This is a genomic window from Streptomyces sp. RB17, from assembly GCF_009604455.1.
Classification (GTDB): domain Bacteria; phylum Actinomycetota; class Actinomycetes; order Streptomycetales; family Streptomycetaceae; genus Streptomyces.
In genome coordinates, this window is the sequence record NZ_WEGL01000010.1 from 13,616 (window position 1) to 35,079 (window position 21,464).

Below are 21,464 nucleotides of genomic sequence, written 5' to 3' on the forward strand. Positions count from 1 at the left end.
CGTTCGCCTGACACGGGGCGGTGGACGAAAAATCTCGGTCCGGCAAGGGAATTGGTGCGTAGTGAGCCACATCGTCGTCAAGCGCCCACCGCGGGCACTGCCGAAGGAAGTGCCCACGGACGAGGTCATGCTGCAGGCTCCGCCGGAACTGCCGCGCGGCCAGCAGGAAAGCGCTTGGATGCAGCTCCTGCCCATGCTCGGCATGGGCGGGTCCGTGGTGTTCTTCTTCAACCCCCAGGCCCAGCCCTTCATGAAGATCATGGGCCTGCTGATGGTGGCCTCGACGATCGCCATGGGCATCTCGATGCTGGTCCGCTACCGCCGCGGCAACCAGGGGCAGATGGCCGACATGCGCCGCGACTACCTGCGCTACCTGTCGCAGACCCGGCGCGACGCACTGGACACCGCCAAGGCCCAGCGCGACGCGCAGTACTACCTGCACCCTTCGCCGGAGCAACTGTGGGCGCTGGTCGCCGAGGGCAGCCGGGTGTGGGAACGGCGCACCGGTGACGAGGACTTCGGACAGGTGCGCGTGGGCCTCGGCCCGCAGGCCCTGGCCACTCCCCTGATCCCTCCGCAGACCGCCCCCGTGGACGAGTTGGAGCCGCTGACCGCGGGCGCCATGCAGCGCTTCCTGGTCACGCACAGCACCCTCGACGAACTGCCGATGGCGGTCTCGCTGCGCGCCTTCTACCACGTGACGATCAGCGGCGAGCCCGGCACCGTGCGCGGCGCCGCCCGTGCCGTCACCGCCTCCCTCGCCGCCATGCACTCCCCCGAGGACCTGGTCGTCGCCGTCGTCGCCGAGCGCCGGACGGCGCCCGAGTGGGAGTGGGCCAAGTGGCTGCCGCATGTGCAGGCGCAGGGCCTCGCCGACGGCGCCGGCAGCATCCGGCTGATCACCACCGACCCCGTCGAGCTGGAGGACCGGCTCGCCGCCCGTCTCCAGGGCCGCCCGCGCTTCCACCCCGGTGGCCCCCCGGTCCCGGAGCAGCCGCACGTGGTGGTCGTGCTCGACGGTGTCTCCCTGCCCCCGACCTCGCTGCTGGCCAGCCCCGAGGGCATGCAGGGTGTGACGGTCCTGGAGGTCGTGCCGGGCGACCTCACCATCGGCCGGGGCGACCTGTCCGTCATCGTGCAGCCCAAGGAGCTGCGCCTGGAGTCGGCGCACGGCATGGTCTACGAAGGGACCCCGGACGTCCTGTCGTACGAGGCCGCGGAGGCGCTCGCCCGTCAGCTGGCGCCGCTGCGGATGGCGTCGGGTGGGGACGACGACGAACCGCTGCTCGCGAACCTGGAGTTCACCGACCTGCTGAACCTGGGCGACGCGGCCTCGGTCGACCCGAAGCGGACGTGGCGGCCGCGCTCGCAGTCGGAGCGGCTGCGGGTGCCCATCGGTGTCGGTGAGGACGGCCGGCCGGTCATGCTCGACCTCAAGGAGGCCGCGCAGGAGGGCATGGGCCCGCACGGCCTGTGCGTCGGTGCGACCGGTTCCGGCAAGTCGGAGCTGCTGCGCACACTGGTCCTCGGTCTCGCGGTGACCCACTCCTCCGAGACGCTGAACTTCGTCCTCGCCGACTTCAAGGGCGGCGCCACCTTCGCGGGCATGGCCCAGCTGCCGCACGTGGCGGCCGTCATCACCAACCTCGCGGACGACCTCACCCTCGTCGACCGCATGGGCGACTCGATCCGCGGTGAGCTGAACCGCCGCCAGGAGCTACTGCGCGACGCGGGCAACTACGCCAACATCCACGACTACGAGAAGGCCCGCGCGGCGGGCGCCCCGCTCCAGCCGATCCCCTCCCTCGTCCTGGTGATCGACGAGTTCAGCGAACTGCTGACCGCCAAGCCGGACTTCATCGAGATGTTCGTGCAGATCGGCCGCATCGGCCGTTCGCTGGGCGTGCACCTGCTGCTGGCCTCGCAGCGCCTGGAGGAGGGCCGCCTGCGCGGCCTGGAGACCTATCTCTCGTACCGCATCGGTCTGCGCACGTTCTCGGCGGCCGAGTCCCGCGCCGCACTCGGCGTCCCGGACGCCTACGAGCTCCCGAACGTCCCGGGTTCCGGCTTCCTGAAGTTCGGCACCGACGAAATGGTGCGCTTCAAGGCGGCGTACGTATCCGGCGTGTACCGCACGAGCTCGCAGCAGGCCGCGGCGCTCGGCGGACCGCTGCCTGTCGACCGCAGGCCCGTCCTGTTCACCGCGGCCGAGGTGCCGGTGCAATACGCGGCGGTCCCGCAGCAGCGTCAGGAGGCCGCAGCGGAGCGGCAGGACGACGCCCTCGCCGACACCGTGCTCGACGTGATCGTGCGGCGCCTGGAGGCGCAGGGTCCGGCCGCCCACCAGGTGTGGCTGCCCCCGCTGGACAGCCCGCCGTCGCTGGACGCGCTGCTGCCGGGCCTGGCCCCGGTGCCCGGCCGTGGCATGACCCAGCCGGGCTACGAGGGCGCGGGCCGGCTCGTGGTCCCCGTCGGCCTCATCGACAAGCCCTACGAGCAGCGGCGCGACCCGCTGTGGCTCGACTTCGGCGGCGCGGCCGGCCACATGCAGATCATCGGTGGCCCGCAGTCCGGCAAGTCGACCCTGCTACGCTCGATCATCGCGTCGTTCGCGCTCACCCACACCCCATACGAAGTGCAGTTCTACGGGCTGGACTTCGGTGGTGGCGGCATGGCCGCGGTGGCCGGCCTGCCGCACGTCGGCGGCGTGGCCTCGCGCCTCGACCCGGAGAAGGTCCGGCGTACGGCGGCCGAGGTGTACGGCGTCATGACCCGGCGCGAGGAGTACTTCCGCTCCGCAGGCATCTCCTCCATCGCGGAGTTCCGCACGCGCCGGGCGCGCGGCGACATCTCGGTGACCGACCAGCCCTGGGGCGACGTCTTCCTCGTCATCGACGGCTGGGGCAACTTCCGCACGGATTACGAGGCCCTGGAACCGTTGGTCCTGGACATGGCGCAGCGCGGTCTCGGCTACGGCATCCACGTGATCATCACCGGGTCGCGTTCGATGGAAGTCCGGGCGAACCTCAAGGACCACCTGATGAACCGCCTCGAGCTGCGGCTCGGTGATCCGATGGACTCGGAGATCGACCGCAAGATCGCGGCCAACGTGCCGACCGGCGTGCCGGGCCGCGGCCAGACGCCGCAGAAACAGCACTTCATGGCGGCCGTACCGCGCATCGACGGCCTCTCCTCCGACACGGACCTGGCGGAGGCGACGACGGCTCTTGCGGCCGAGGTCACCCGCCACTGGCAGGAGCCCGGCGCACCGGACGTACGCCTGCTGCCGCGCGAGTTCCCGGCGACCCAGCTCCCGCCGGGCGACCGTTTCCCGAACCGGGGCATCTCCTTCGCGCTCGACGAGGACAACCTCGAGCCGGTGTTCGTGGACTTCGAACAGGACCCGTTCTTCCTGGTGTTCGGTGAGAGCGAGTCCGGCAAGTCGAACCTGCTGAAGCTCATCATCAAGCGCCTCACCGAGCGTTACGACGGCCACACCTGCAAGCTGTTCGTCGTGGACAACCGGCGCTCGCTGCTCGGGGTGACCCCGGACTCGCACCTGGCCGAGTACATCCCCATGTCGAACCAGATGCAGCACCACATGGACGCGCTGGCCGACCTGATGCAGCGCCGCACGCCGACGGCCGACGTCACCGCGGAGCAGCTGCGCAACCGCAGCTGGTGGCGGGGGCCCACGGTGTACGTCGTCATCGACGACTACGACCTGGTGTCCACGTCCAGCGGCAACCCGCTGGCAGGCCTGACGGAACTCCTCCCCTTCGCCCGCGACGTCGGCGTTCGCTTCATCATCGCCCGCTCCACGGCGGGCGCCGGCCGCGCCGGCTACGAGACCTTCATGCAACGCATCAAGGAACTCGGCGCGCAGGGTGTGGTCCTCGCGGGTGATCCGGCCGAGGGCGAACTGCTGGGCGGGGTCCGGCCGCGGGCGATGCCGGCGGGACGGGGGATCTTCGTGTCACGGAAGCGGGGGAAGCCGATGGTGCAGGTGGGGTTGGTGGAGTCCTGAGAGGCCCTCGCTTTCGGAGTCGTTGTCGGCAGTTGCTGTTGGCTCGACCTGGATGCCGCGGATCGTTCTGGTCCGCGGCATCCTGCCGTTGTGCGCAGGGCCGGCGTGGAGGCCCTGCGCGTATTCGGCAACGCCGCTGTGCCCATCCCGGCATCCTGCTATTTTACCTGCGCTAGACAATTCAGAGGGAAGCGCCAGACGGTCCCTAGGGAAGTCGATGACCCAGCGGGCGCTGCACGGGGGATGATCACCATGGCATGGGACGAGTGGGAGCAGCTCAAGGCGGACGCGCAGGCGCGTCGGCAGGGTGGGGAGACCCACATGCGCCTCAACCAACTGGCTCCCGACAGTGGAGGCGGCGGCGGAAGCACCCGCGGTGACCTCACCGTCCACCAGAAGGACCTCGTCGCGATCGGTTCCGCGGCGCACGAGCTGTTCAATGACTTCAGCCACTACAGCGATGGCGCCCGCCTGTCCTCCATGAAGGCGGCAGGAGGGCTCAAGAGTCAGGGCTTCGCCATCGGAGCCGCCCTCGATCACGTCGCCGAGCACTGGGTCGACCAGGTGCAGACGCTACTCGATGCCTGCGCCCACATCTCCAATCACCTGCGCTACACCAAGAACCAGCATGCCGCCGACGAGTCCTACATCGCCGGCACGCTGAGCAGCATCTCCCAGCTGGACCACGGCTTCGACGAGCGGAAGGGCAGCTGACGCAATGGATCTGGATGCGTTGCGCCATGGCAACTTCGCACAGCTCGGTGAGGCCATCACCGACTGGGAGAGGATGACCAAGGATCTCGCGACCCTGGAGGACGACGCCCGCAGAAAACTCAAGGGCACGGCCGACAAAGCACGTTGGGCCGGCGTCAACGCCCAGGTGAGCCGCGAGTTCATCGACAAAACGGCGCAGGAGTTCGCGGACGCCCACACGCAAGCGGACTCCATCACGAAGATCCTCAAGGACACCCGTGGCGAACTCGTCGGCTTTCGCGACCAGCTGAACGACACCCTCGAACGCGCACCTTACAAGTACTGCACCGTCATCGACACCGGTCAGGGCACGTTCACCGTCGCCGGGAATCCCCGTCCCGACTGGGCCTCCGATCCGAGCGGCGAGACGAGCGCCGTCAGCCAGAAGGACGTCGACGACCTGCGCAACGAGATCCAACGTATCCTCAACAAGGCGACCGAAAGCGACAACACGGCGGCAAAGGCGCTCAAACTTCTCGTCGACCAGGCCAAGTACGGCTTCTCCAGCGCCCACTACGAGAACCGGGACGAAGCTGCCAAGGCAGTCGCGGACGCCGACCGGATGGCCCGAATCCTCGCGAAGAACCCGCATGACGTGACCACCACAGAGCTCGCGTCACTCAACTCCACCTTGGCCAAGTACAAGAACGATCCCCTCTTCGCGGAGGAATTCGCCACACAGGTCGGCCCCAAGAAGGTACTCACCTTCTGGGCCGGCATCGCCGATCCCTACCAGGGCACGTACGACCCCGACCGCGCCAAGCAGGCCAAGCAACTTCAGAAGAACCTCGGGACCACCATCGGTCTGGCCACGCTCTCCGACAGCGACAAGATGCAGAGCTGGGAGAAGCAGATGATCAAGCTGGGTCCCGACCAGCTCGGCATCGACGACGCCAGCAATCCGACCGGGTACGCCGTCGTGAGCAACCTCATGCGTTTCGGCGACTACGACGACCAGTTCCTCAACGACTACGGTGACAAGCTCCTGGCGTACGACAAGAAGGTCAACGGCGAGGGCATCAACCTCTGGGTCAACAACGCCAACCAGGGCGACCTCAATTACTGGGGCTACAAGAACGACCGTGGCCGCGACCCCGTGACCGGGTTCCTGGAGGCGCTGGGCCACAACCCGGATGCGTCCACGCAGTTCTTCGAACAGCCCGAGGGCGCAGGTGACACCGTCAACAAGGACTCCGAGGTCAACGACCATCTGAAGTACCTGACCACGGAACGCGTCTGGGTGTCTGACACCACTCTCGACGGCAAGCATGATTACGTTGCCGGACGGGACTCGCTGGGGCGTGCCCTCGAAGCGGCCACCACTGGGTACTCGGCCGACGCCAGCGCGAAAGACGTTGTTGCGGGCGACCGACGCACTGCGGCCACGGCGGGGGTCATGGAGCAGGTCGTCTATCTCTACGGAGGTGAGGACGGGCCGAAGATGCTGCATGACCAGCCCGAACTCGCCGACAGTCTGGGCAAGATGGGCGGTGCGTACATCGATGACATCGATTGCGAACTCTCTGGAATCGGCGACCACGGCAAGGACGCAGGCGACTTCCCCGCTCGGTACGCGGGGCGCGCACACTTCGGAAACCAAGGAGCCATCGATTTCCTGAGCGTTCTCGGACAGGACGAGAGCTCGCACAAGGTTGTGACGACCGCCCAACACCTCTACACCTTGAGCATGCTGGATGCGCACCCGCCGACCAGCGATGCGAACATGGACCACGCACGAGACATCATGACAGTGGGTGCGGAATCCCGCGGTATCTTGGACAACTCTCGTGTACAGCAAGCAGAAACGACCTACGGCCAGAATTCTGAAGACGCCAACAAGGCACTGGGCCGGTCGGCCGACTGGAAGAAACTGATGGTCGGAGCAGTCGTCGCAGGAGGTGTGGCAGCCGTTCCCCTCCCTGGCTCAACGGCCGCCGCTCTCTTCATCGCCCCGCTCGCGGCGGACACGGCCACCGACGCGGCCAACACGCTACTCGGACAGCAAATCGACAAAGCCACGGACGACGCGGAGTCCGATCCGCTTGTCCCCTCGCAGATGACCAGCCGCCAATTCTATGGCCAAGGAACGGACGACCTTGGTTCGACCTATGACTCGTACTTCAAGGGCCACCCGGAGGCGAGGGACAAGGCTGACGACCAGCAATGGGTCCAAGAGGTGAAGAGTAGCTATTTGGGTACCGGATCACATGAAAACGACTATCGAGGCCGACCGCCGTACAAGGATTGATCAGGGATGGAAGATGCAAGCTGGGGCTGGATACAGTAGGCGCAGCACGGCCCTTTTTATCGCTGCTGTGACACTGCTCGTCGGCGGTTGTGGAGACAACTCCAAAAAGGGCGACACGGAAGAGTCGGGCACGGGTGCCGCCACGAGCAACATCTGCGACGGAACGCTCGACGCCACAGCCGCGGAAGCGCTACACCGGTTGACCGGCACGTCTCGTTTCGACGAAGGTACGGGAGCCAACGAGGAAGGTGAGCCGCGCAAGTTTTCCTTGAGGAACGCGGTCGAGCACCTGCACGACGAGTACCGCAAACGAAGCGCCTGCTGGGTGTACAAGACGGATGACAACAGCGGGGAACCGCTTCTCGAGATACGGTTCTCGGCATCGAGCAGCTATCCATCGGCCACGCAGAAGGAATCCAGCAGCGACCGGAGCCGGTATCCGCTGGGCGTGTATGCTCAGGCAGGGCCCGATGGGGCCGATCTGTTCTTTCAATGCACCACCAAAGCATCATCCAAGAATGCGTACATCGGCGATACGAAATATGTGAAGGCAGAGCTGTATTCCACCGCAGCCAGGCTGCTGCGGGGCGACAGTTCCAACAAGGACCGAATGACGATTCTCAATTCCATTTCCCGCAAATTGGCGCAGGAGGCAGGGTGCGCTTCCGAGGCCGATCTGCCGGCTGTGGTGACCTCTCAGTAATTGCGCAGGACATTCTCCTGGTCCGCGTTACTGTGCAGAATTTTGGTCATGCTCTCACCGCTCAGAACGTCGAAAGGGCGATGACCGAGCTGTCGTGCATGACGAAAACGCGGTTTCCGGCGGCAGCCAGGCGAGCGTAGTCGGGATCGGGGACCGTGTAGCTCCGTGAGTCCTTTCCGTCCGAGGCCCGCACGGCATTGATCAACAGCTGGGGTCCATACCCGTTGCTGGTGTTGCCGAACGTCCAGACGCCGTGGCCCTGCCGTACCACAGGGCTCCCGTAATTGGCGTTTTGAGAGGCCTCCCACCGCACCTTGCCGCTGTCCTTGCCCAGGCACCTGGTGCTGTCACCCGCGTTCGTGTAGACCGCGTCCGCGTAGACCGCGGCGGGGCCCCACTTGTACCCGTCCGTCGACCAGTCGTCGAGCTTGGTGTTCCAGATCCTCGTTCCGTCACTGAGCCGGCGAGCGTCCATGGACTTGCCGTTGATGTACACGGTGTCGTCGTGGACGACCGGGCTGACCGTGAGGTCCTCGTCCTGATCGAGGCGGGTCCAGGCCGTGCTGCCGTCGCTGGTGTGCACGACGAGCACGGTGCCGTCCGCAGCCGATATGACCAGCCTGCCCTGGGCGGCAACGGCAGGGGCGAGCAGATTCCCGCGGAACCTCGTGGGGACGGCAGCCGTCCAGCGGATCCTGGCGTCGGAGCGGTTCACGCTGCGCAGCCTGTGGTCCTTCGTCACGAAGTACACCGCGTCGTCGTCGGCCGCGAGCAGCGCCAACGCCTCCGCTGCCGGGCACGTCCACTTGGGTTCGCCCGTGGACGGCACGAAGGTCCGTAGGACGCCCTGGTCATCGGCGCCGATGACCAGCCGGCCGGAGAGAGGCAGATAGCCGCTCCTCGTACTGAGGTGAGGCGCGCTCCAGCGGCGCTTGCCGTTGGTGATGTCGAATCCCGCGATGCCGCCGGTCGCCACACCGAAGACGATGACGTCCCCGATCGGCAGCAGCGTCTGGGAGTAGGCGTCCGCCTCCCCGTGCACTTCCCAGAGGTCCGTCGGCTGGGCGTCGTTGTTGATCGGGTCCTTGATGCCGAGGGGGTCCAGCTTCTGCGCAGGGACGGGCACTGCCTGTGGAATGTCGAAGGGGTCGCTCTTCGTGCTCCTCGATCCACCGCGTGATCCGAACCACCACGCTGCCGTGCCGCCCCCGCCTGCCAGGGCCACGCCTCCGGTGGCAAGACCGGTGAGCAGGCGCCTGCGGGAGACGGAGGGAGCCGTCTCTGTCGTGACCGGTATGGGCAGTCGGCGGGCCGCGGCCTCTCGCTCTCTGATGGCATCGGCGACCGGTCCACGCCGCCACACCCGATCGGCCCCCTTGGGCGCCCCCATGGCCTGGACGATCTGAGGCGGGGCAGGACGCATGGCCGGGTCCTTGGCCAGGCAGGGCAGGATCAGCGCCTGCAGATGCGGTGGGATGCCGTCGAGTTGTGGGTCGCCGTGCACCACCGCGTACTGCACGGCCGCGACATGCGAGCCCTCGTACGCCCGTCTGCCCGTTGCCGCGTAGGCCAGAACCGCGCCGAGCGAGAACACGTCCGCCGACGGAGTCACCCGTCGGCCGAGTACCTGCTCGGGGGCACCGTACCCCGGAGTGACGGGCACCTGCCCGGTCGTGGTGAGGGTCAGCCCGTGCTCGGGTCGGGCGATGCCGAAGTCGATGACGCGCGGTCCGGCCGAGGTGAGCACGATGTTGGGCGGCTTCAGGTCACGGTGAATGAACCCCGCCGCATGAATGTCGGCCAGCGTCCGGGCGAGTGCGGTGGCAAGGGAGCGCAGCGCCGGCTCATCCAGCGGTCCGTAGGAGTCGACTGCCTGGTCCAGAGTGAGTCCCGCGAGAAACTCGGTGGCGATCCACGGCCGTCCACCCTCGGTCCAGGCGCCGAGCACGTTCGCGATGCCGTTGCTCCGCACCGCCTGCGCGGCCTGCGCCTCGCGCACGAACCGCTGGGCGAGGTTGGTGTCGTGGGTGAGCTCGGACCTGAGCACCTTGACAGCGGCAAGGCTCCCGGCGCCGTCCTGGCCGACGTAGACCTTGCCCATGCCGCCTTCGCCGAGAACGCCGAGCACGCGATAGGGACCGAGGCGTAGAGGGTCGCCGGTACCGAGGGGTTTCATGGTGGGTCCTTCTGCCCGGGGGCGGTGGGAGCGGCCGAACGGCGACGCCTCGTCCTGCGCCGTTACGCATGGCCGGTGTTTCGCCGCTTCGAGGTCACATCACTGGAGGGGATACGCGGTCAGGTTCTGGCTGTCCACGCCGAGGACCAGCTTCGAGTCCGGGTCCGCGTAGAACTGTTTGCCGCTCGTCTGGTACGTCAGCGAAGTCGTGTGGTTCGACAGGCTGATGGCGCGTAGCAGGGTCCCGTTCTTGTAGTACGCGTAGCGGGTGCCGAGGACGGGCGGCCAGGCGGTGGATGCCTCGGCCACCTCCCCGCCGCGCTCGGTCCAGAGCACCTTTCCGCTGCGCGCGTCCACCGCCGTCAGACCGGCGCCGGCGCCCACGGCGTACAGGATGCCTGCCTTCAGCACCGGCGGACCGTACGCTTGTTCCGTCGAAGTCTGCCACGTCACGGCCCCGTCGCTCAGCCGCAGCGCCTTGAGCCGACTGCCACCGAGATACAGGTGATCGCTGTTCGCGGCGATCACGCATCGCAGGGACTCCGCATCGTCGATGCCGTACGGCTGCTCCCACAGGACTGCTCCGGTCGAGGCATCCCGTACGACGATGTGGACGGTCTGGTCCTCCACCTGCTGCAGCGTCACCAGGCGGCTGCCGACGGCCTGCGCGGCGAGGAAGTGCAGGCTCGTACTCAACTCGAACCGAACGGGCAGCGGCTTCGACCACAGGAGCTTGCCGGTCTCGATGTCGGCGGCCCCCAGGATGGAGGTCTCCCCTTTCGAGAAGGTGCCACCTCCGTCATACTTCCCCTTGCCTACGACGACGTACGCGACGCGGTCTGTGACGCTGAGGAGTTGATGTGTCGGGAGTTCGTCGTTGGTGCCCGCGAACCGGGCCAGGGCCTTGATCGTTTTCCCGTTCTTCGGATTGACGGTCTGGAGCGTGACGGCGGACCCGATCCCGGTGTCGCTTTCCTCCCCGATCGAGAGCCGGTAGAGCCGACCACCCACCACCAGCGTCTGCCAACTGTTCTCTTCGAAGTAGCTGTCCCACTTGCGGACTCCGCTCTCCGGGCTGACGCCTTGGGTCCCACCGCCCGTGGGAATGACGATCATTCCGCGGACTGCCCGGGGGACGGGCCCTCCCAAGTCAGAATTGAGCACAGTGCCGAACGTGTACGTCCAGAGCGGCTCGATGTTCTGCGTCTTGTGGCTGCTGCTCTTCGTGTTCGTGCCACCGCCGGCCCGCGCTGGGGTGCGCTCCTGCCACCACCACGCGCCTCCGCCCGCCGCCGCGCCGACGGCGAGTGCGCCGCCGAGGGCGAGGAACCCGCGGCGCGACGGGCTACGGCCGACCGCCGTGGTGCCCACCGCGGCCTCCCCACCGCCCGCCGGCGCGGGCAGCCGCTGTGGCACCAGCCGCCAGACGTCGGCGGCCCGGCGCCCGATGTCCGCGAGCAGCCCGGGCGGCAGATGCTCGGCGAACTCGCCCGTGCCGTCGTGGAGTTGAACAGCGAGCTGTGCCGTGGTCGGTCGCTCCCCCGGATCCTTGGCCAGGCACTGGGCCAGCACCGGCGCCAGCGCGGCCGGTACGCCGCTGAGGTCCGCCTCCGCGTACCGCACCCGGTACAGCAGATCCGCCGCCTGCCCGTACCCGAACGGGCCGCGCCCGGTCGCCGCGTACACCAGCACTCCGGCGAGCGCGAAGACATCGCCGGCCGCGTCGTGCTCCTGCCCGGTGGCCTGTTCCGGCGACATGAACGCCGGCGTACCGACGGCGGCGCCGGCGCTGGTCAGCCGGTCGTCACCGATCGCCCGCGCGATGCCGAAGTCGATGACCTTCGGTCCGTAGGCGGTCAGGAGGATGTTGGACGGCTTGAGGTCGCGATGCACGACGTCCGACCGGTGCAACTGGCCGAGTGCCGAGCACAGGGCGGCGCCGAGGGCGCGTACGGACTGCTCGGGCAACGGTCCCCCGGCCTCGACGGCCTCGTCGAGTGGCGGCCCGAGCACGTACTCCGTGGCCAGCCAGGGCGTCTCCGCGAGCGGATCCGCGTCCATGACCCGGGCCCCGAACTGCTCGCCGATGACCCGGGCCGCATCGACCTCCAACCGGAAGCGGGTGCGGGCCGCCGGATCGGTGGCGATGGCGGCGTGCATGGTCTTCAGGGCGACGGTACGACCGCCGGCGGAGCGTGCCACGTAGACGGTGCCCATGCCTCCGCTGCCGAGCCGGGCTATGAGCCGGAAGGGGCCGAGGGCAACGGGGTCGTCGTGGGTGAGAGGAGTCGGCATGGGTTCTTGTCGTCAGTGGCTGGGGTGGGGTACGGGGGCCGGGGACGGCGCTTCGCCGGGCGGCCAGGACATATGCGCGAGTACCGGCGCCGGCAACTGCACCTCGGCGGCCAGGACGGACGCCGACTGGTGGACGATGGCGGCGACGAGTCGGGCGGGCAGCCAACCGGGGCTCAGGAACGTGTCCGCATGCGTAGGGGGAGCGAAACCCACGGGGCCGTCCGGTTGACAGCCTCCTGCCAATTCGTCGACGACTTCGGCGAGTTGGGGCCGGTGTGCCGGGTCCCGGGACAGGCACCTGGCGACCATGGAGCGCAGCGCGAGCGGCAGCTCCTCACGTTCCGGCATCGTGTACCCCGTGGCGGCGTAGGCGAGCGTAGCGCCGAGCGCGTACACGTCGCCCAGCGGGCGTGGCTGTCCACCCGCGGCCTGCTCGGGCGGCAGGCTGCCGGGATCGAGCCCGGGTACGTCTTGCCGTGCGGCGCCGTCCGGCGCAGCGGCCCGTACCGCTCCGAAGCAGGTGAGCCGGGGTCCGTCCGCGGCGATCAGCACGGCGGCCGGGCAGAGTCCCGCGTGGGTCAAGCTCTGGCCGTGCATGATGGCGAGGTTCTCGGCCAGCGCGATGCCCAGCGCCCGGACCGTCTGCTCGGGGAGCGGGCCGCCGTGGACGGCGAGGGCGACGGGCAGCGGAAGCGCGGGCAGGTACGGACGCGCATGCCACGCAGGCTCGCCCGGGGCGGCGAGTTCGACGGCCGGGAGGACCCAAGAACCCAGGAGATAGCGGGAAGCATCGGCTTCGGCCAGGAAACGGTGCGGGTCGGCCGTCGCCAGAGGGCTGCTGAGCAGTACGGTGCGGTCGCCGTCGGCGCTGCGGGCGATGAAGCGGTGCTCGGGGACGGGCGTCTGCGCGGGAAGGCCGGAGTCGAGCCGCGTGACCACCGTGTACGGGCCGATCTGCCGGGTACCTCGGGTACTCGGTCCATTGCCTGACGGGCGCATGCTCACTCTTTTGTCCCTCTTATTCGACAGCCCGGCCTTTGTCGCTCGGCACAGCAGCAGGGTGGGCGCCTCCCGCGCGCGCCCACCCTGGAGTTGCTTCTGCGAGCCGTGTCCTACTGGAAGTAGGAGGCCGCCTTCTTGTCGCCTTCCATGTACGTACCGCCGGACTGGGCGACGACGTGTCCGATGCCGGCCAGGGCCTGGTGGATGTCGTTCGCTTCCTTGTCCCAGCGCTGCAGCTTCTCGTGGAAGGTGCCCTGGGCCTGGCCCTCCCAGTACTGCAGGCTGTTCACCACCAGGCTGCGCAGGTCATGCAGATCCGACTCGAGCTGGCTCGCCTGGTTACCGATGCTGGTCGCCGCGGTGTCGAGCCCGTCGTAAGTGACTGAGAGGCCCTCAGCGTTGTTGGCCATGCCTGTTTACCTCGTCTCGCTGGTGTGTAGCTGGTGAGTGCGCCGGTTGCCCGGCAGATGTCCTGTGTCTCGCTCGACTCAGTAGGAGCTCAGGGAGGACGTCGGAACGGTGGAAGCGCCGTCCTGGAGGTCGATCTTGTTGACCGCCGCGCGGACCTCGTCTTCCTTGCTGTCCTTGATGTTGCGCGTCGTGGTCATGGCCTCGATGACGTCGCCGAGGATGTTGCCGATGTTGCGCAGCGACTGGTTGATCTCGTACTGCTTCTTGTCGAACGCGGCACGGCCAATACCCTGCCACTGGCCCTCGAGACCGTCGATGACGCCCTGAAGCGCGTGCACGCGCTTCTGGATGTTCTCGTACTTCTCGAGCATCTGCTTCTCGAGACGGATTACTGCTTCATCTTGGAGCTTCTGCTTTCCGCCGGCCATGGTCGGCCCTGCCTTTCGTGTGTCCGTTGTTGATGTGAAGGTTTCGGCTCACCAGTGGTGCTTAATGCTTCGAGCGGTGAGCGAGCAGTGCCTGCCCTTGGCCGAACGGCACTGGGCTGCTACGGCAGTTGATGTTGAGGGGCTCACCTGGCTCGACGTGCTCGGGCGATGGCCAGAGCGCCGCCGCCGACCACGACGACCGCGCCAACGGCGCCCAGTGCGATCCAAGTCGTGTTGCTGCTACCGCCACTTGACGACTCCGCGCTCGATCCTGCCGCCGAGGTTGCGCCGGTGGAACCCTTCTCCTGGGCTTGTGACGAGGCTGATGCAGAAGGAGAAGAAGAGCCCTTGGGGGCTACAGGGGCCACGCTTTCCCACTCACGTCCGTCCTGTTTCTGCAGCGGATCGACATTGGCAGGGCCGGGATCGTAGTTCTTGTCTGCCAAAACCAGGCGAGGACGGATGACTCCGTAGCCGAGGTACTTGCTCGGCTTGTCCTTCGGCCAGGTGCGTCCAGCGGTGTCGAGAAGGGCCCGCTCGACCTGGTACAGCGTCCAGTCGGGGTGTGCGGACCAGATCAGGGCGGCGGCGGCGGCGGTGAGGGCGGTGGCCGGGCTCGTACCTTTGTAGTTGTCGCAATACGAGCGGAAGGTGCCGTCACACCAGCCGGGGTATCCCTCACCAGGGGCTGCCACGTCGGCATAGCCCCCGCTCGAGGAAAAGCCCGACACAGTGAGGGACTTGCCGACAGACGCGACACCGAGGACGTATGGATACGCTGCGGGATAGTCGACTTGGCCGTTCTTCCCCGCGTTACCGACTGACGCGATCAGCAACTTGCCCTTTGAGAGTGCATATTTGACAGCACCCTCATCCTCATTGGCGACCAATCCGCCGAGTGAGATACTGATGATCTTTACGTCACTATCCGCAGCAGCCCTCAGTGCCGTATCGACATCCGGAGTCCGGGCCTTTTCCTGCGCCCCCTTGAGGCCGTCGAGCTTGACGCGGAACGGAACGATCTTCGCACCTGGGGCCAGCCCCTTCAGCCCACCGCCCGCGCCGGTACCCGCGATCAGCTCGGCCATGGTTGTGCCGTGACCCAAGTAGTCGTCCGTCACGTGGTAGGCCACCGCCTTGGGGACCTCATCGGTCAGAACCTGACCCTTGAGTGACGGGGTGTTCGCGTTCACCCCGGAGTCGATGACCGCGATCTTGACACCCTTCCCCGTGCTCACCTTCCACATCTGTTCGGCTTGCATGGGGCCCAAGTACCACTGCTTCGACTGTTCGTCGGATGCGGCGGCACTCGGGGCCAAACCGACGGTCACAACGGTCAGGGCACCAACTACCGCACCCACCACGCGCACTCGTCTTCCGCAGCGCGCCCTGCGGATCTCAGCCTGGTCGGCTCGTCGGCTGGTCCCTGACTTCATGGCGTTGAATGTCCTCGCTCGCGTTCAGTTGATGACCGGCGGCACATCGCGCCGGGGGCTGTTCGGCAGGTGGGTCTCTTCGTCTTCGACCAGGTAGTCGGGCCGCGCCGTCCCGTCCGTCCTTCGATCCTCGCCAGGCCGTCCGTTGTGGCCTGCGCCGCGCGTGAGACCGGTGCCACCACGGGTCATGCCGTTGCGCTCGGCTCCCGCCTCGGACGTGCGTGCGCTCGGCCGCGACGTGACAGCCTCGGGCGTTCCCGCGCCGACTCGGGAGCCAGTCGCCCCGGACCGCGCCGTGTACTCGGACTCGGGCATGCCGACGACACCACGCTGGCCAAGCCGACCAGTCGCGGGACGGGAGTTGGCCTCTTCTTCGCCACCGATGACCGTGCCGCGCGGAATCCTGGACCCGTTCTTCGACGACGGATTCGTACTGGAGGGCCGCCCCCCGACCACTCCGTTGGAGCGGCCGGCACCGGTGGTCGGCCCGCCAGTCGCACTCGATGCCGCCGTGCCTGCGGGGCGTGGCGTACCGCCCGTGATCCCTCGCCCCATGGGGGAGGTGCTCCTTGGTCCGGTACCGGTGCCCCTGACGGCGGACTGGCCAGTCGACGTAGCCCGACCCACCTGGTCCATGGGCCCACGCCCTGTGGAACGCCCGGAGCTCGGGTTGGTCAACTCGGACGTACTCGCCCGCCCTTGAGCGGTCGGAGGATTGCGGAACCCGCCCGCGCCGCTCAAGCCGCGGCCGGAGGACGCATTGGGCAATGGAAGCCTGAAGCCACCGCCGTCGAACACATTGGGCTGGCCGCCGGTTGTGGGAGGCGTGCCCGTGACCGGCGGAGTGTCGGGCCCCGGGGTGGTGGTCGTGGGCGGTGGCAGCGTACCGGTGGTGTCGATATGCGTACCAACAGGCACGTCGGGGTGCGTAACCCGGTCCGCGGCATGGCCTACAGGTGCTGGTGTGCCACTTGCGTCGGGCACAACTGCGTGATGCACCGGGGCCACCGTCGCATGATGCGCTCCGACCGCGCCTGGGCTCTGGGCTCCGGAACCATGCGACGCCGAGCCCTGCGAAGCGGAATCGACATATGGAGCGGGCTTGGGCACCCCGACGTTCGGAAGGCCGCCGAAGTCAGGCGCGCTCTTGTGCAAGTCCTGCAGCGATTGGTTCGACACCGCGTAGTAAGACGCCAAGCGGTTCATCTGGTTGAGCGCCTCTTGGCGGTGCTTCTCCACCGTTACGGCAGTGGCGTACCCCTCTTTGTCCGCCGCCTTTTCGGCCGCCGTGAATTTTTCGGGTCGCGTCGAAACCGCTCTCGTGTCGCGGGGAAGCCGCATGGCATTTCGAACAGACGCCAGACCCTCGGCAGCGGTGGCGATCGAGTCCCCGGCGCCGCCCGCGAAGTCGGCCAGTCCGTGTGCGTGCTTGACGAGATTGTCGCCCCATGTACGGAAGTCGTCGCCCGCCTTGCCGACCCAGACAACCGTATCGAACTTGCCCTTGAGTGTTTCAGCTGCCTTCCTGATGGCATCGCGCGCGTCCCAGAGGGCCCGACCGGAGGACTCGAGGTCCTCCGGGTTCGTCTGCTCCACCAGGTCGAGCATCGCGTTCAGGTCATAGTTGTCGAATTCCGTGCGCTTGACCATGGCCTGCCCGTACGGGGTGGCCTTGGCAACAGAGCGAAGGATCTCGACGGGATTGAAAAAGAGGCCGCCGGTACTGGGCTGGTCCCCGAGGCCCCGGGCGAAGTCGGTGAACTTGTTCTCGGCGGAGACCCGATCCATGTCCGCCTTGTGCTTGTCGGTCATGCTCAGATCGCCCCCTTCTCGCCGCCGCCGGTGTTAGTGGCGCCACCAGTGTTCTCGCCGCCGCCGGCATTCTTGGCGCCCTGCGAATCGAGTTGCCTGATCTCCGCCTGGATCTCGTAGAATCTGCGACGCTGCTCTTCCTCAAGGTTGTCGAAGGTGCCGTTGGCCCCCTTGACGGCGATGCCGATCGCCTCGATCTGCAGATGCAGGGCCTTGGAAAGGTTCGTCAGCTCCTCGTGGACCGCGTTGAAGGTCCCGTACAGAGCGTCGGCCTCATGGAAGGCTGCAGACCCGCCGCGGAGCGACGTGTGCCGGATCGTCTGCTCACCGACTCGCGCCGGATTGCCGGCCGACCCCTCAAGATCCTTCAGGACGCTGTCCACCGTCTTGACGAACTGCGTCAGGGCGTCACCACTGACCTTGAGGTTCGCCGCCGACACGCCCCCCACCATGTCTGCCGGAAGCACGACACTCCTCCCCGTTTCCCCGTACACCATCGGCCCTGACCGAGGCGAGCCCGGTCATCGTCCGCTCGCCGTACGATCGCAAAGTAAGCCGCGACTCACAGCACTTGACCACTGTAGTCAACCTGCCCAACGGGTCCAACATGCATATGTGTTGACTCGGTTACGAGACTGCACCAGCCGCGGCAGTTTGCCCGATTTGGGGCCGCCTGATAGGGATGAGTGGGTGACTGGCCGTGCACATTCGCAGGCGTTGCACCGACTTGAGCGCCATCGACCCGGGCCCGATGACGCCGGCTCCAATCTTCGCAGAACTTACACACGCGACCGATCGACGCAGCTCGCCTGCGCGCTTGCAGCTCCCCTTGGAGTCGCGGAGGTCAGCCACCTAATCGCGGCAGAGTCACCACCGCTCCAGATGCCTACGACCAAGCGGAAGGCTCCACTCTTTACGTCACCCAGGTCCGTCATAATCTGGGGTCATGGACCAACTGGCTGGGATCGTCGTGAAGGTACTGCTGTTCTCCTTCATCGCGGGCATGTTCATCCTTGTGTTCACCGTGTCTGCGCGTGGACGCAAGAAGGAAGAACGGATCAAGCAGGAGCACAAGCAGCTCTCCGGGATCGCTGCGGAACGTGGATGGACATATGCGACACGCGCGGGTGGCCAAATCGACCAATATTGCGGTGTGGGGCCCATGCCGGGGAAGGGGAGCAATCTGACCGCCTGGCACTACACCACGGGGGAGTTCCGCGGCCGCCCCTTCAAGTGCTTCGAGCACCGCTATATCAATCCCATGGCATCCGCTGACGCCGTAGATCGCAAGCAGCCCATCATCGAGACGGTCTTCGTCCTCACGGCTCCCGGCTCGGGACCGTCCCTGGAGATACTCCCTCCGAGTCGCCTGGACGCCGTGCTCGACCGGAGAGCCAGGATGCAGCTCGGCGTACCGGAATTCGACCAGAAGTTCCGGATCGTCGCCAAGGATGGTGATCTCGTCCAACGCGCCTTGAGCGGTGCTGTGGTGCCCTTCCTGCTCTCGGACCCCCGAGCCGAGAAGTCCCCCCTCCAAATCCGTAACAACGAACTGTTCACCTGGTACACGGGCACCTTGTCTCCGCAGGCCGTCGACGAGAAGCTGAACTTCCTGTGTGATGTCGTGGATCGGATTCCAGCTCAGGCTTGGGCCGCCGCCTGAGCAATGGGTATGCCCCTTGCTCGATGACGCCGACCCACCTGGAAATGGGCCCATGGCGACTTCTAGGTGGGGTCGGAGGGGTCTTCCTCGGCCGGTCGCACAGTCCGCAGAAACGTCTTGAAGTCCTCGAGTACCGCATCGATCTGGGTCGGCTTCGCAGTGAGGACGAGTTCGATCACCGCGCGATTGGCCGGATTCTTGACGTCCTCCATTCCGAGGTACACCTGGCTCTGGAACAATTCCAGTGGCTCTCCCCTCAGAGTGGTGTGCAGGAGGAGATTCTGGACCACGCCAGGAGCATCAGTCAGCCCCGGGATGTCCGGCGTGCCCACTTCGGTCTTCTTGAGGACCTCCACGGTCCCCGCCTGCCCCAGTCTCTGTACCGACTCGTCGGCGATCTGCCACATGGTGGCACTGTCGTTACGCATCCCACCGGCGATGGAGATGTTTGCCGTGAAGCCGTCGATGGAGGCGGGATGGAGCGCGACAAAGGCAGCACCGGGTGCTCCCACCTCGTCTGGAGGCGCGGCCTGCCAGCCATCCGGCAGCGAGAACGAGATCTTGACCGGCAGCGTGGTCGTCATGGTGAATCCATTTCCTTGATGAGCATCAGTTCAGCCTAGAGCCAGCTACCGACCGTGTGGTCCCAGGCGTCACCCACCGCGTCGGCGGCGTCATCGACCGAGTTGAGCACCTTGCTGGGATCGACGGTGACATCGAAGGAAACCTTGCCGCCGATACCCAGACCGACTCCAAGATTGCCGCCGATGGTGAACTTGCCGTCCTTCATTCCCGCGTCGACATCGGCCGAAGCACCCACGCCCGCCCATGCCTCACCAGTGACACCAGCACCGACACCGGCGACATCGCCGGAGACCGTCCCAGTGGCTTTGGCTCCGGCGAACGCCTCCGCGCCGGCGTGCAGGCCATCCTTGCCGACGCCGACATTCGCGGAGCCGTCGACTCCGACATAGGCCTTCCCGTTGGCTTGAGCCTGGGCCAAGCCGTACTTCACACTGCCGCTCGCGGTGGCTTGCGCCAGATACGCGCTTCCCGAAACGCCCGCTTGCACTCTCCCGTTGGTGTAGCTCGCACCGGCCGTTCCGTTCACTCCGAGCACGGAGACGCCGGCTTGTCCCTGCCAGTCGGCCCCACCCCACGAAGCCTTTCCGGCGGGAGTGTTTGCCGACCAGACGTCTGCGTTGCCCGTCCATTCGGCGATCTTGACCGTCAGATTCGGCTTCCTGCCCGATCCTGCCGCCTCATCGTCGTCGGACGGCGGGGTCTTGTCCCGGATGTACCAGTTGCCGTCAGCGTCCTTGCCCCACTCCTTGTTCTGGCGCCACCGGCCGGCTTCGCCACCCAGCCACTTCTGCTTCTCCTGCTTCCACCGTTTCTCGCTGGTCTTCCCGACCCCGTGGTCCTTCATCCACTTGAGGTCATCAACCTGTGAACGGAGCGCCACGAGCCAGCCAGGGCTGTGGGCGGCGTCCGCCGAGAGATCTTTCAGCTTCTTGGTGAGATTGTCGGCCTCGGACTTGAGCTGTTTGAGCGCGGAATCCAGTGTCGTTTGCGCCGCATCGTGATTCCCGGACTTCCACTGGTCGATCGCTGTCTGGGCTTGGCCCTGCGCCCAACCCAGCGTTCCGGAGTACGACGTGACCGCGGTCGCTGCGTCCGACATCGCGTCGGCCGCGAAGTACCAGTTGGCCTTCTCCTTGGCCAAGACGGGCCAAAAGACGTCATGGGCCGTACCGGTCCAACCCGGGATCTTCAGATCCCGCAAACCGTCACCAATCGTGTTGAACTTCTTCGACCAGCCGGTGAGGGTGGTGGCGAGATCGTGCAGCTTCTTGGTGTCTCCTGGGACGAGTTCCTTGGGATCCGTTGTCGACCCGAGCGCGGTTGCCATTGATTCGAATTCCCCGTCTCTAACCCAGTTCCGTCTTAACCGAATTCGCCGCGTCGCGGATGGCCTCGTCCGTCTCGGTGAAGTCGTTGTTGGCCTTGTTCAGCCCGCCTGCCAGGGTCGCCCCGCAGTCGGCGAGGTACTGGCCTCCCAGCTGCCAGGTAGCGCAGAACGTGAGCAGAGCGGCGGCCGCGTCGTCATTCCCGATCGCGGAGCCCTGCTCGGACGCTCCCTCCAAGTCCAGCTTCTCCACCGGGGTGAGGCAGTTCAGGATGTCCGAAGCTCCCTTCTTCAGAACTCCCGGCCCAACTCCCAAATCAGCCGTCACGAGATTCCCCCGTTCCTCTTCCTTTTTTTCAACTCCCGCTGGAACCACAGGTTTTGGCGACCAGCCAGCTCAGGCTAGCACTCGGCCGAGCTCCGCTGATTCGGAGTCACATCTCCTCCGCAAGGGCGGTTTTCACGCCCTGGATGCAGTCTTGACGCTATTCCTTCATAATTGAGGAAGAGTTACGAACAGCGTGAAGGGGTTATGGAATCACGCCCCGGTCTTTGCTGGTGCGAGGCTGCAAGTATCCTGCGGGTTGCCCTCTTTGCTTGA

16 protein-coding genes are annotated in these 21,464 nt (G+C 66.6%); 5 read left to right on the forward strand and 11 right to left on the reverse strand.

Annotated elements, in window-relative coordinates; genetic code table 11:
* Window positions 1-61 precede the first annotated feature (61 nt).
* The 4 genes from eccCa (at window position 62) to SRB17_RS36280 (ending at window position 7,731) form a co-directional block, all read left to right on the forward strand.
* The gene (gene eccCa / locus SRB17_RS36265) at window positions 62-4,027 is read left to right on the forward strand and encodes a type VII secretion protein EccCa (protein ID WP_323376873.1); all 3,966 of its coding nucleotides are present in this window, start codon (window positions 62-64) and stop codon (window positions 4,025-4,027) included.
* Between the two features lie 252 nt (window positions 4,028-4,279).
* Entirely contained in the window at window positions 4,280-4,741 is a 462-nt protein-coding gene (locus SRB17_RS36270; protein WP_153545070.1) for a hypothetical protein, read from the forward strand.
* Between the two features lie 4 nt (window positions 4,742-4,745).
* Window positions 4,746-7,028, forward strand: a complete 2,283-nt coding sequence (locus SRB17_RS36275; protein WP_153545072.1) for a DUF6571 family protein — start codon at window positions 4,746-4,748, stop codon at window positions 7,026-7,028.
* 67 nt (window positions 7,029-7,095) lie between these two features.
* Window positions 7,096-7,731 (forward strand): hypothetical protein, encoded by a 636-nt coding sequence (locus tag SRB17_RS36280; RefSeq protein ID WP_153545074.1) that lies wholly within the window; start codon window positions 7,096-7,098, stop codon window positions 7,729-7,731.
* 61 nt (window positions 7,732-7,792) lie between these two features.
* Here SRB17_RS36280 and SRB17_RS36285 read toward each other — a convergent pair whose 3' ends face one another.
* The 8 genes from SRB17_RS36285 to SRB17_RS36320 all read right to left on the reverse strand — a co-directional run bounded on the left by SRB17_RS36285 (window position 7,793) and on the right by SRB17_RS36320 (window position 17,731).
* On the reverse strand, window positions 7,793-9,907 hold the full coding sequence (locus SRB17_RS36285; protein WP_153545076.1) for a protein kinase domain-containing protein: 2,115 nt from the start codon (window positions 9,905-9,907) through the stop codon (window positions 7,793-7,795).
* A 99-nt stretch (window positions 9,908-10,006) separates the two neighbouring features.
* Window positions 10,007-12,202: a protein kinase domain-containing protein gene (locus tag SRB17_RS36290; RefSeq protein ID WP_153545078.1), complete on the reverse strand. Its 2,196-nt coding sequence runs from the start codon at window positions 12,200-12,202 to the stop codon at window positions 10,007-10,009.
* 12 nt (window positions 12,203-12,214) lie between these two features.
* The gene (locus SRB17_RS36295; RefSeq protein ID WP_228396473.1) at window positions 12,215-13,201 is read right to left on the reverse strand and encodes a serine/threonine protein kinase; all 987 of its coding nucleotides are present in this window, start codon (window positions 13,199-13,201) and stop codon (window positions 12,215-12,217) included.
* Between the two features lie 113 nt (window positions 13,202-13,314).
* A complete protein-coding gene (locus SRB17_RS36300; protein ID WP_153545080.1) occupies window positions 13,315-13,614 on the reverse strand; it encodes a WXG100 family type VII secretion target in 300 nt (99 codons plus the stop codon).
* A 78-nt stretch (window positions 13,615-13,692) separates the two neighbouring features.
* Window positions 13,693-14,043, reverse strand: coding sequence for a WXG100 family type VII secretion target (locus tag SRB17_RS36305; RefSeq protein ID WP_153545082.1), 351 nt, complete (start codon window positions 14,041-14,043; stop codon window positions 13,693-13,695).
* A gap of 143 nt (window positions 14,044-14,186) precedes the next feature.
* Complete coding sequence (locus SRB17_RS36310) at window positions 14,187-15,413, reverse strand: S8 family serine peptidase (protein WP_323377086.1); 1,227 nt, start codon at window positions 15,411-15,413, stop codon at window positions 14,187-14,189.
* Window positions 15,414-15,503: 90 nt separating this feature from the next.
* The gene (locus tag SRB17_RS36315) at window positions 15,504-17,291 is read right to left on the reverse strand and encodes a hypothetical protein (RefSeq protein ID WP_153545086.1); all 1,788 of its coding nucleotides are present in this window, start codon (window positions 17,289-17,291) and stop codon (window positions 15,504-15,506) included.
* Between the two features lie 2 nt (window positions 17,292-17,293).
* Entirely contained in the window at window positions 17,294-17,731 is a 438-nt protein-coding gene (locus SRB17_RS36320) for a hypothetical protein (protein WP_323376875.1), read from the reverse strand.
* A gap of 506 nt (window positions 17,732-18,237) precedes the next feature.
* On the opposite strand from SRB17_RS36320, the gene SRB17_RS36325 reads away from it, so the two are divergent.
* Window positions 18,238-18,954, forward strand: a complete 717-nt coding sequence (locus tag SRB17_RS36325; RefSeq protein WP_153545090.1) for a hypothetical protein — start codon at window positions 18,238-18,240, stop codon at window positions 18,952-18,954.
* Window positions 18,955-19,016: 62 nt separating this feature from the next.
* Here SRB17_RS36325 and SRB17_RS36330 read toward each other — a convergent pair whose 3' ends face one another.
* The 3 genes from SRB17_RS36330 to SRB17_RS36340 are packed head-to-tail and all read right to left on the reverse strand — an operon-like array spanning window position 19,017 to window position 21,191.
* Entirely contained in the window at window positions 19,017-19,538 is a 522-nt protein-coding gene (locus SRB17_RS36330) for a hypothetical protein (RefSeq protein ID WP_194294244.1), read from the reverse strand.
* A gap of 35 nt (window positions 19,539-19,573) precedes the next feature.
* Window positions 19,574-20,866 carry a putative T7SS-secreted protein gene (locus SRB17_RS36335; RefSeq protein WP_153545092.1) on the reverse strand — a complete coding sequence of 431 codons (1,293 nt, stop codon included), beginning with the start codon at window positions 20,864-20,866 and terminating at the stop codon, window positions 19,574-19,576.
* A 19-nt stretch (window positions 20,867-20,885) separates the two neighbouring features.
* Window positions 20,886-21,191, reverse strand: coding sequence for a hypothetical protein (locus tag SRB17_RS36340; RefSeq protein ID WP_153545093.1), 306 nt, complete (start codon window positions 21,189-21,191; stop codon window positions 20,886-20,888).
* Between the last annotated feature and the right edge of the window lie 273 nt (window positions 21,192-21,464).

What these genes read in the sequence shown, in the direction of transcription:
- SRB17_RS36275 (WP_153545072.1), top strand. Translation starts at nt 4,746, where the DNA reads ATGGATCTGGATGCGTTGCGCCATGGCAACTTCGCACAGCTCGGTGAG.
- SRB17_RS36300 (WP_153545080.1), bottom strand. Translation starts at nt 13,614, where the DNA reads ATGGCCAACAACGCTGAGGGCCTCTCAGTCACTTACGACGGGCTCGAC.
- SRB17_RS36270 (WP_153545070.1), top strand. Translation starts at nt 4,280, where the DNA reads ATGGCATGGGACGAGTGGGAGCAGCTCAAGGCGGACGCGCAGGCGCGT.
- SRB17_RS36290 (WP_153545078.1), bottom strand. Translation starts at nt 12,202, where the DNA reads ATGCCGACTCCTCTCACCCACGACGACCCCGTTGCCCTCGGCCCCTTC.
- SRB17_RS36285 (WP_153545076.1), bottom strand. Translation starts at nt 9,907, where the DNA reads ATGAAACCCCTCGGTACCGGCGACCCTCTACGCCTCGGTCCCTATCGC.
- SRB17_RS36315 (WP_153545086.1), bottom strand. Translation starts at nt 17,291, where the DNA reads ATGACCGACAAGCACAAGGCGGACATGGATCGGGTCTCCGCCGAGAAC.
- SRB17_RS36295 (WP_228396473.1), bottom strand. Translation starts at nt 13,201, where the DNA reads ATGCGCCCGTCAGGCAATGGACCGAGTACCCGAGGTACCCGGCAGATC.
- SRB17_RS36335 (WP_153545092.1), bottom strand. Translation starts at nt 20,866, where the DNA reads ATGGCAACCGCGCTCGGGTCGACAACGGATCCCAAGGAACTCGTCCCA.
- SRB17_RS36325 (WP_153545090.1), top strand. Translation starts at nt 18,238, where the DNA reads ATGGACCAACTGGCTGGGATCGTCGTGAAGGTACTGCTGTTCTCCTTC.
- SRB17_RS36330 (WP_194294244.1), bottom strand. Translation starts at nt 19,538, where the DNA reads ATGACGACCACGCTGCCGGTCAAGATCTCGTTCTCGCTGCCGGATGGC.
- SRB17_RS36305 (WP_153545082.1), bottom strand. Translation starts at nt 14,043, where the DNA reads ATGGCCGGCGGAAAGCAGAAGCTCCAAGATGAAGCAGTAATCCGTCTC.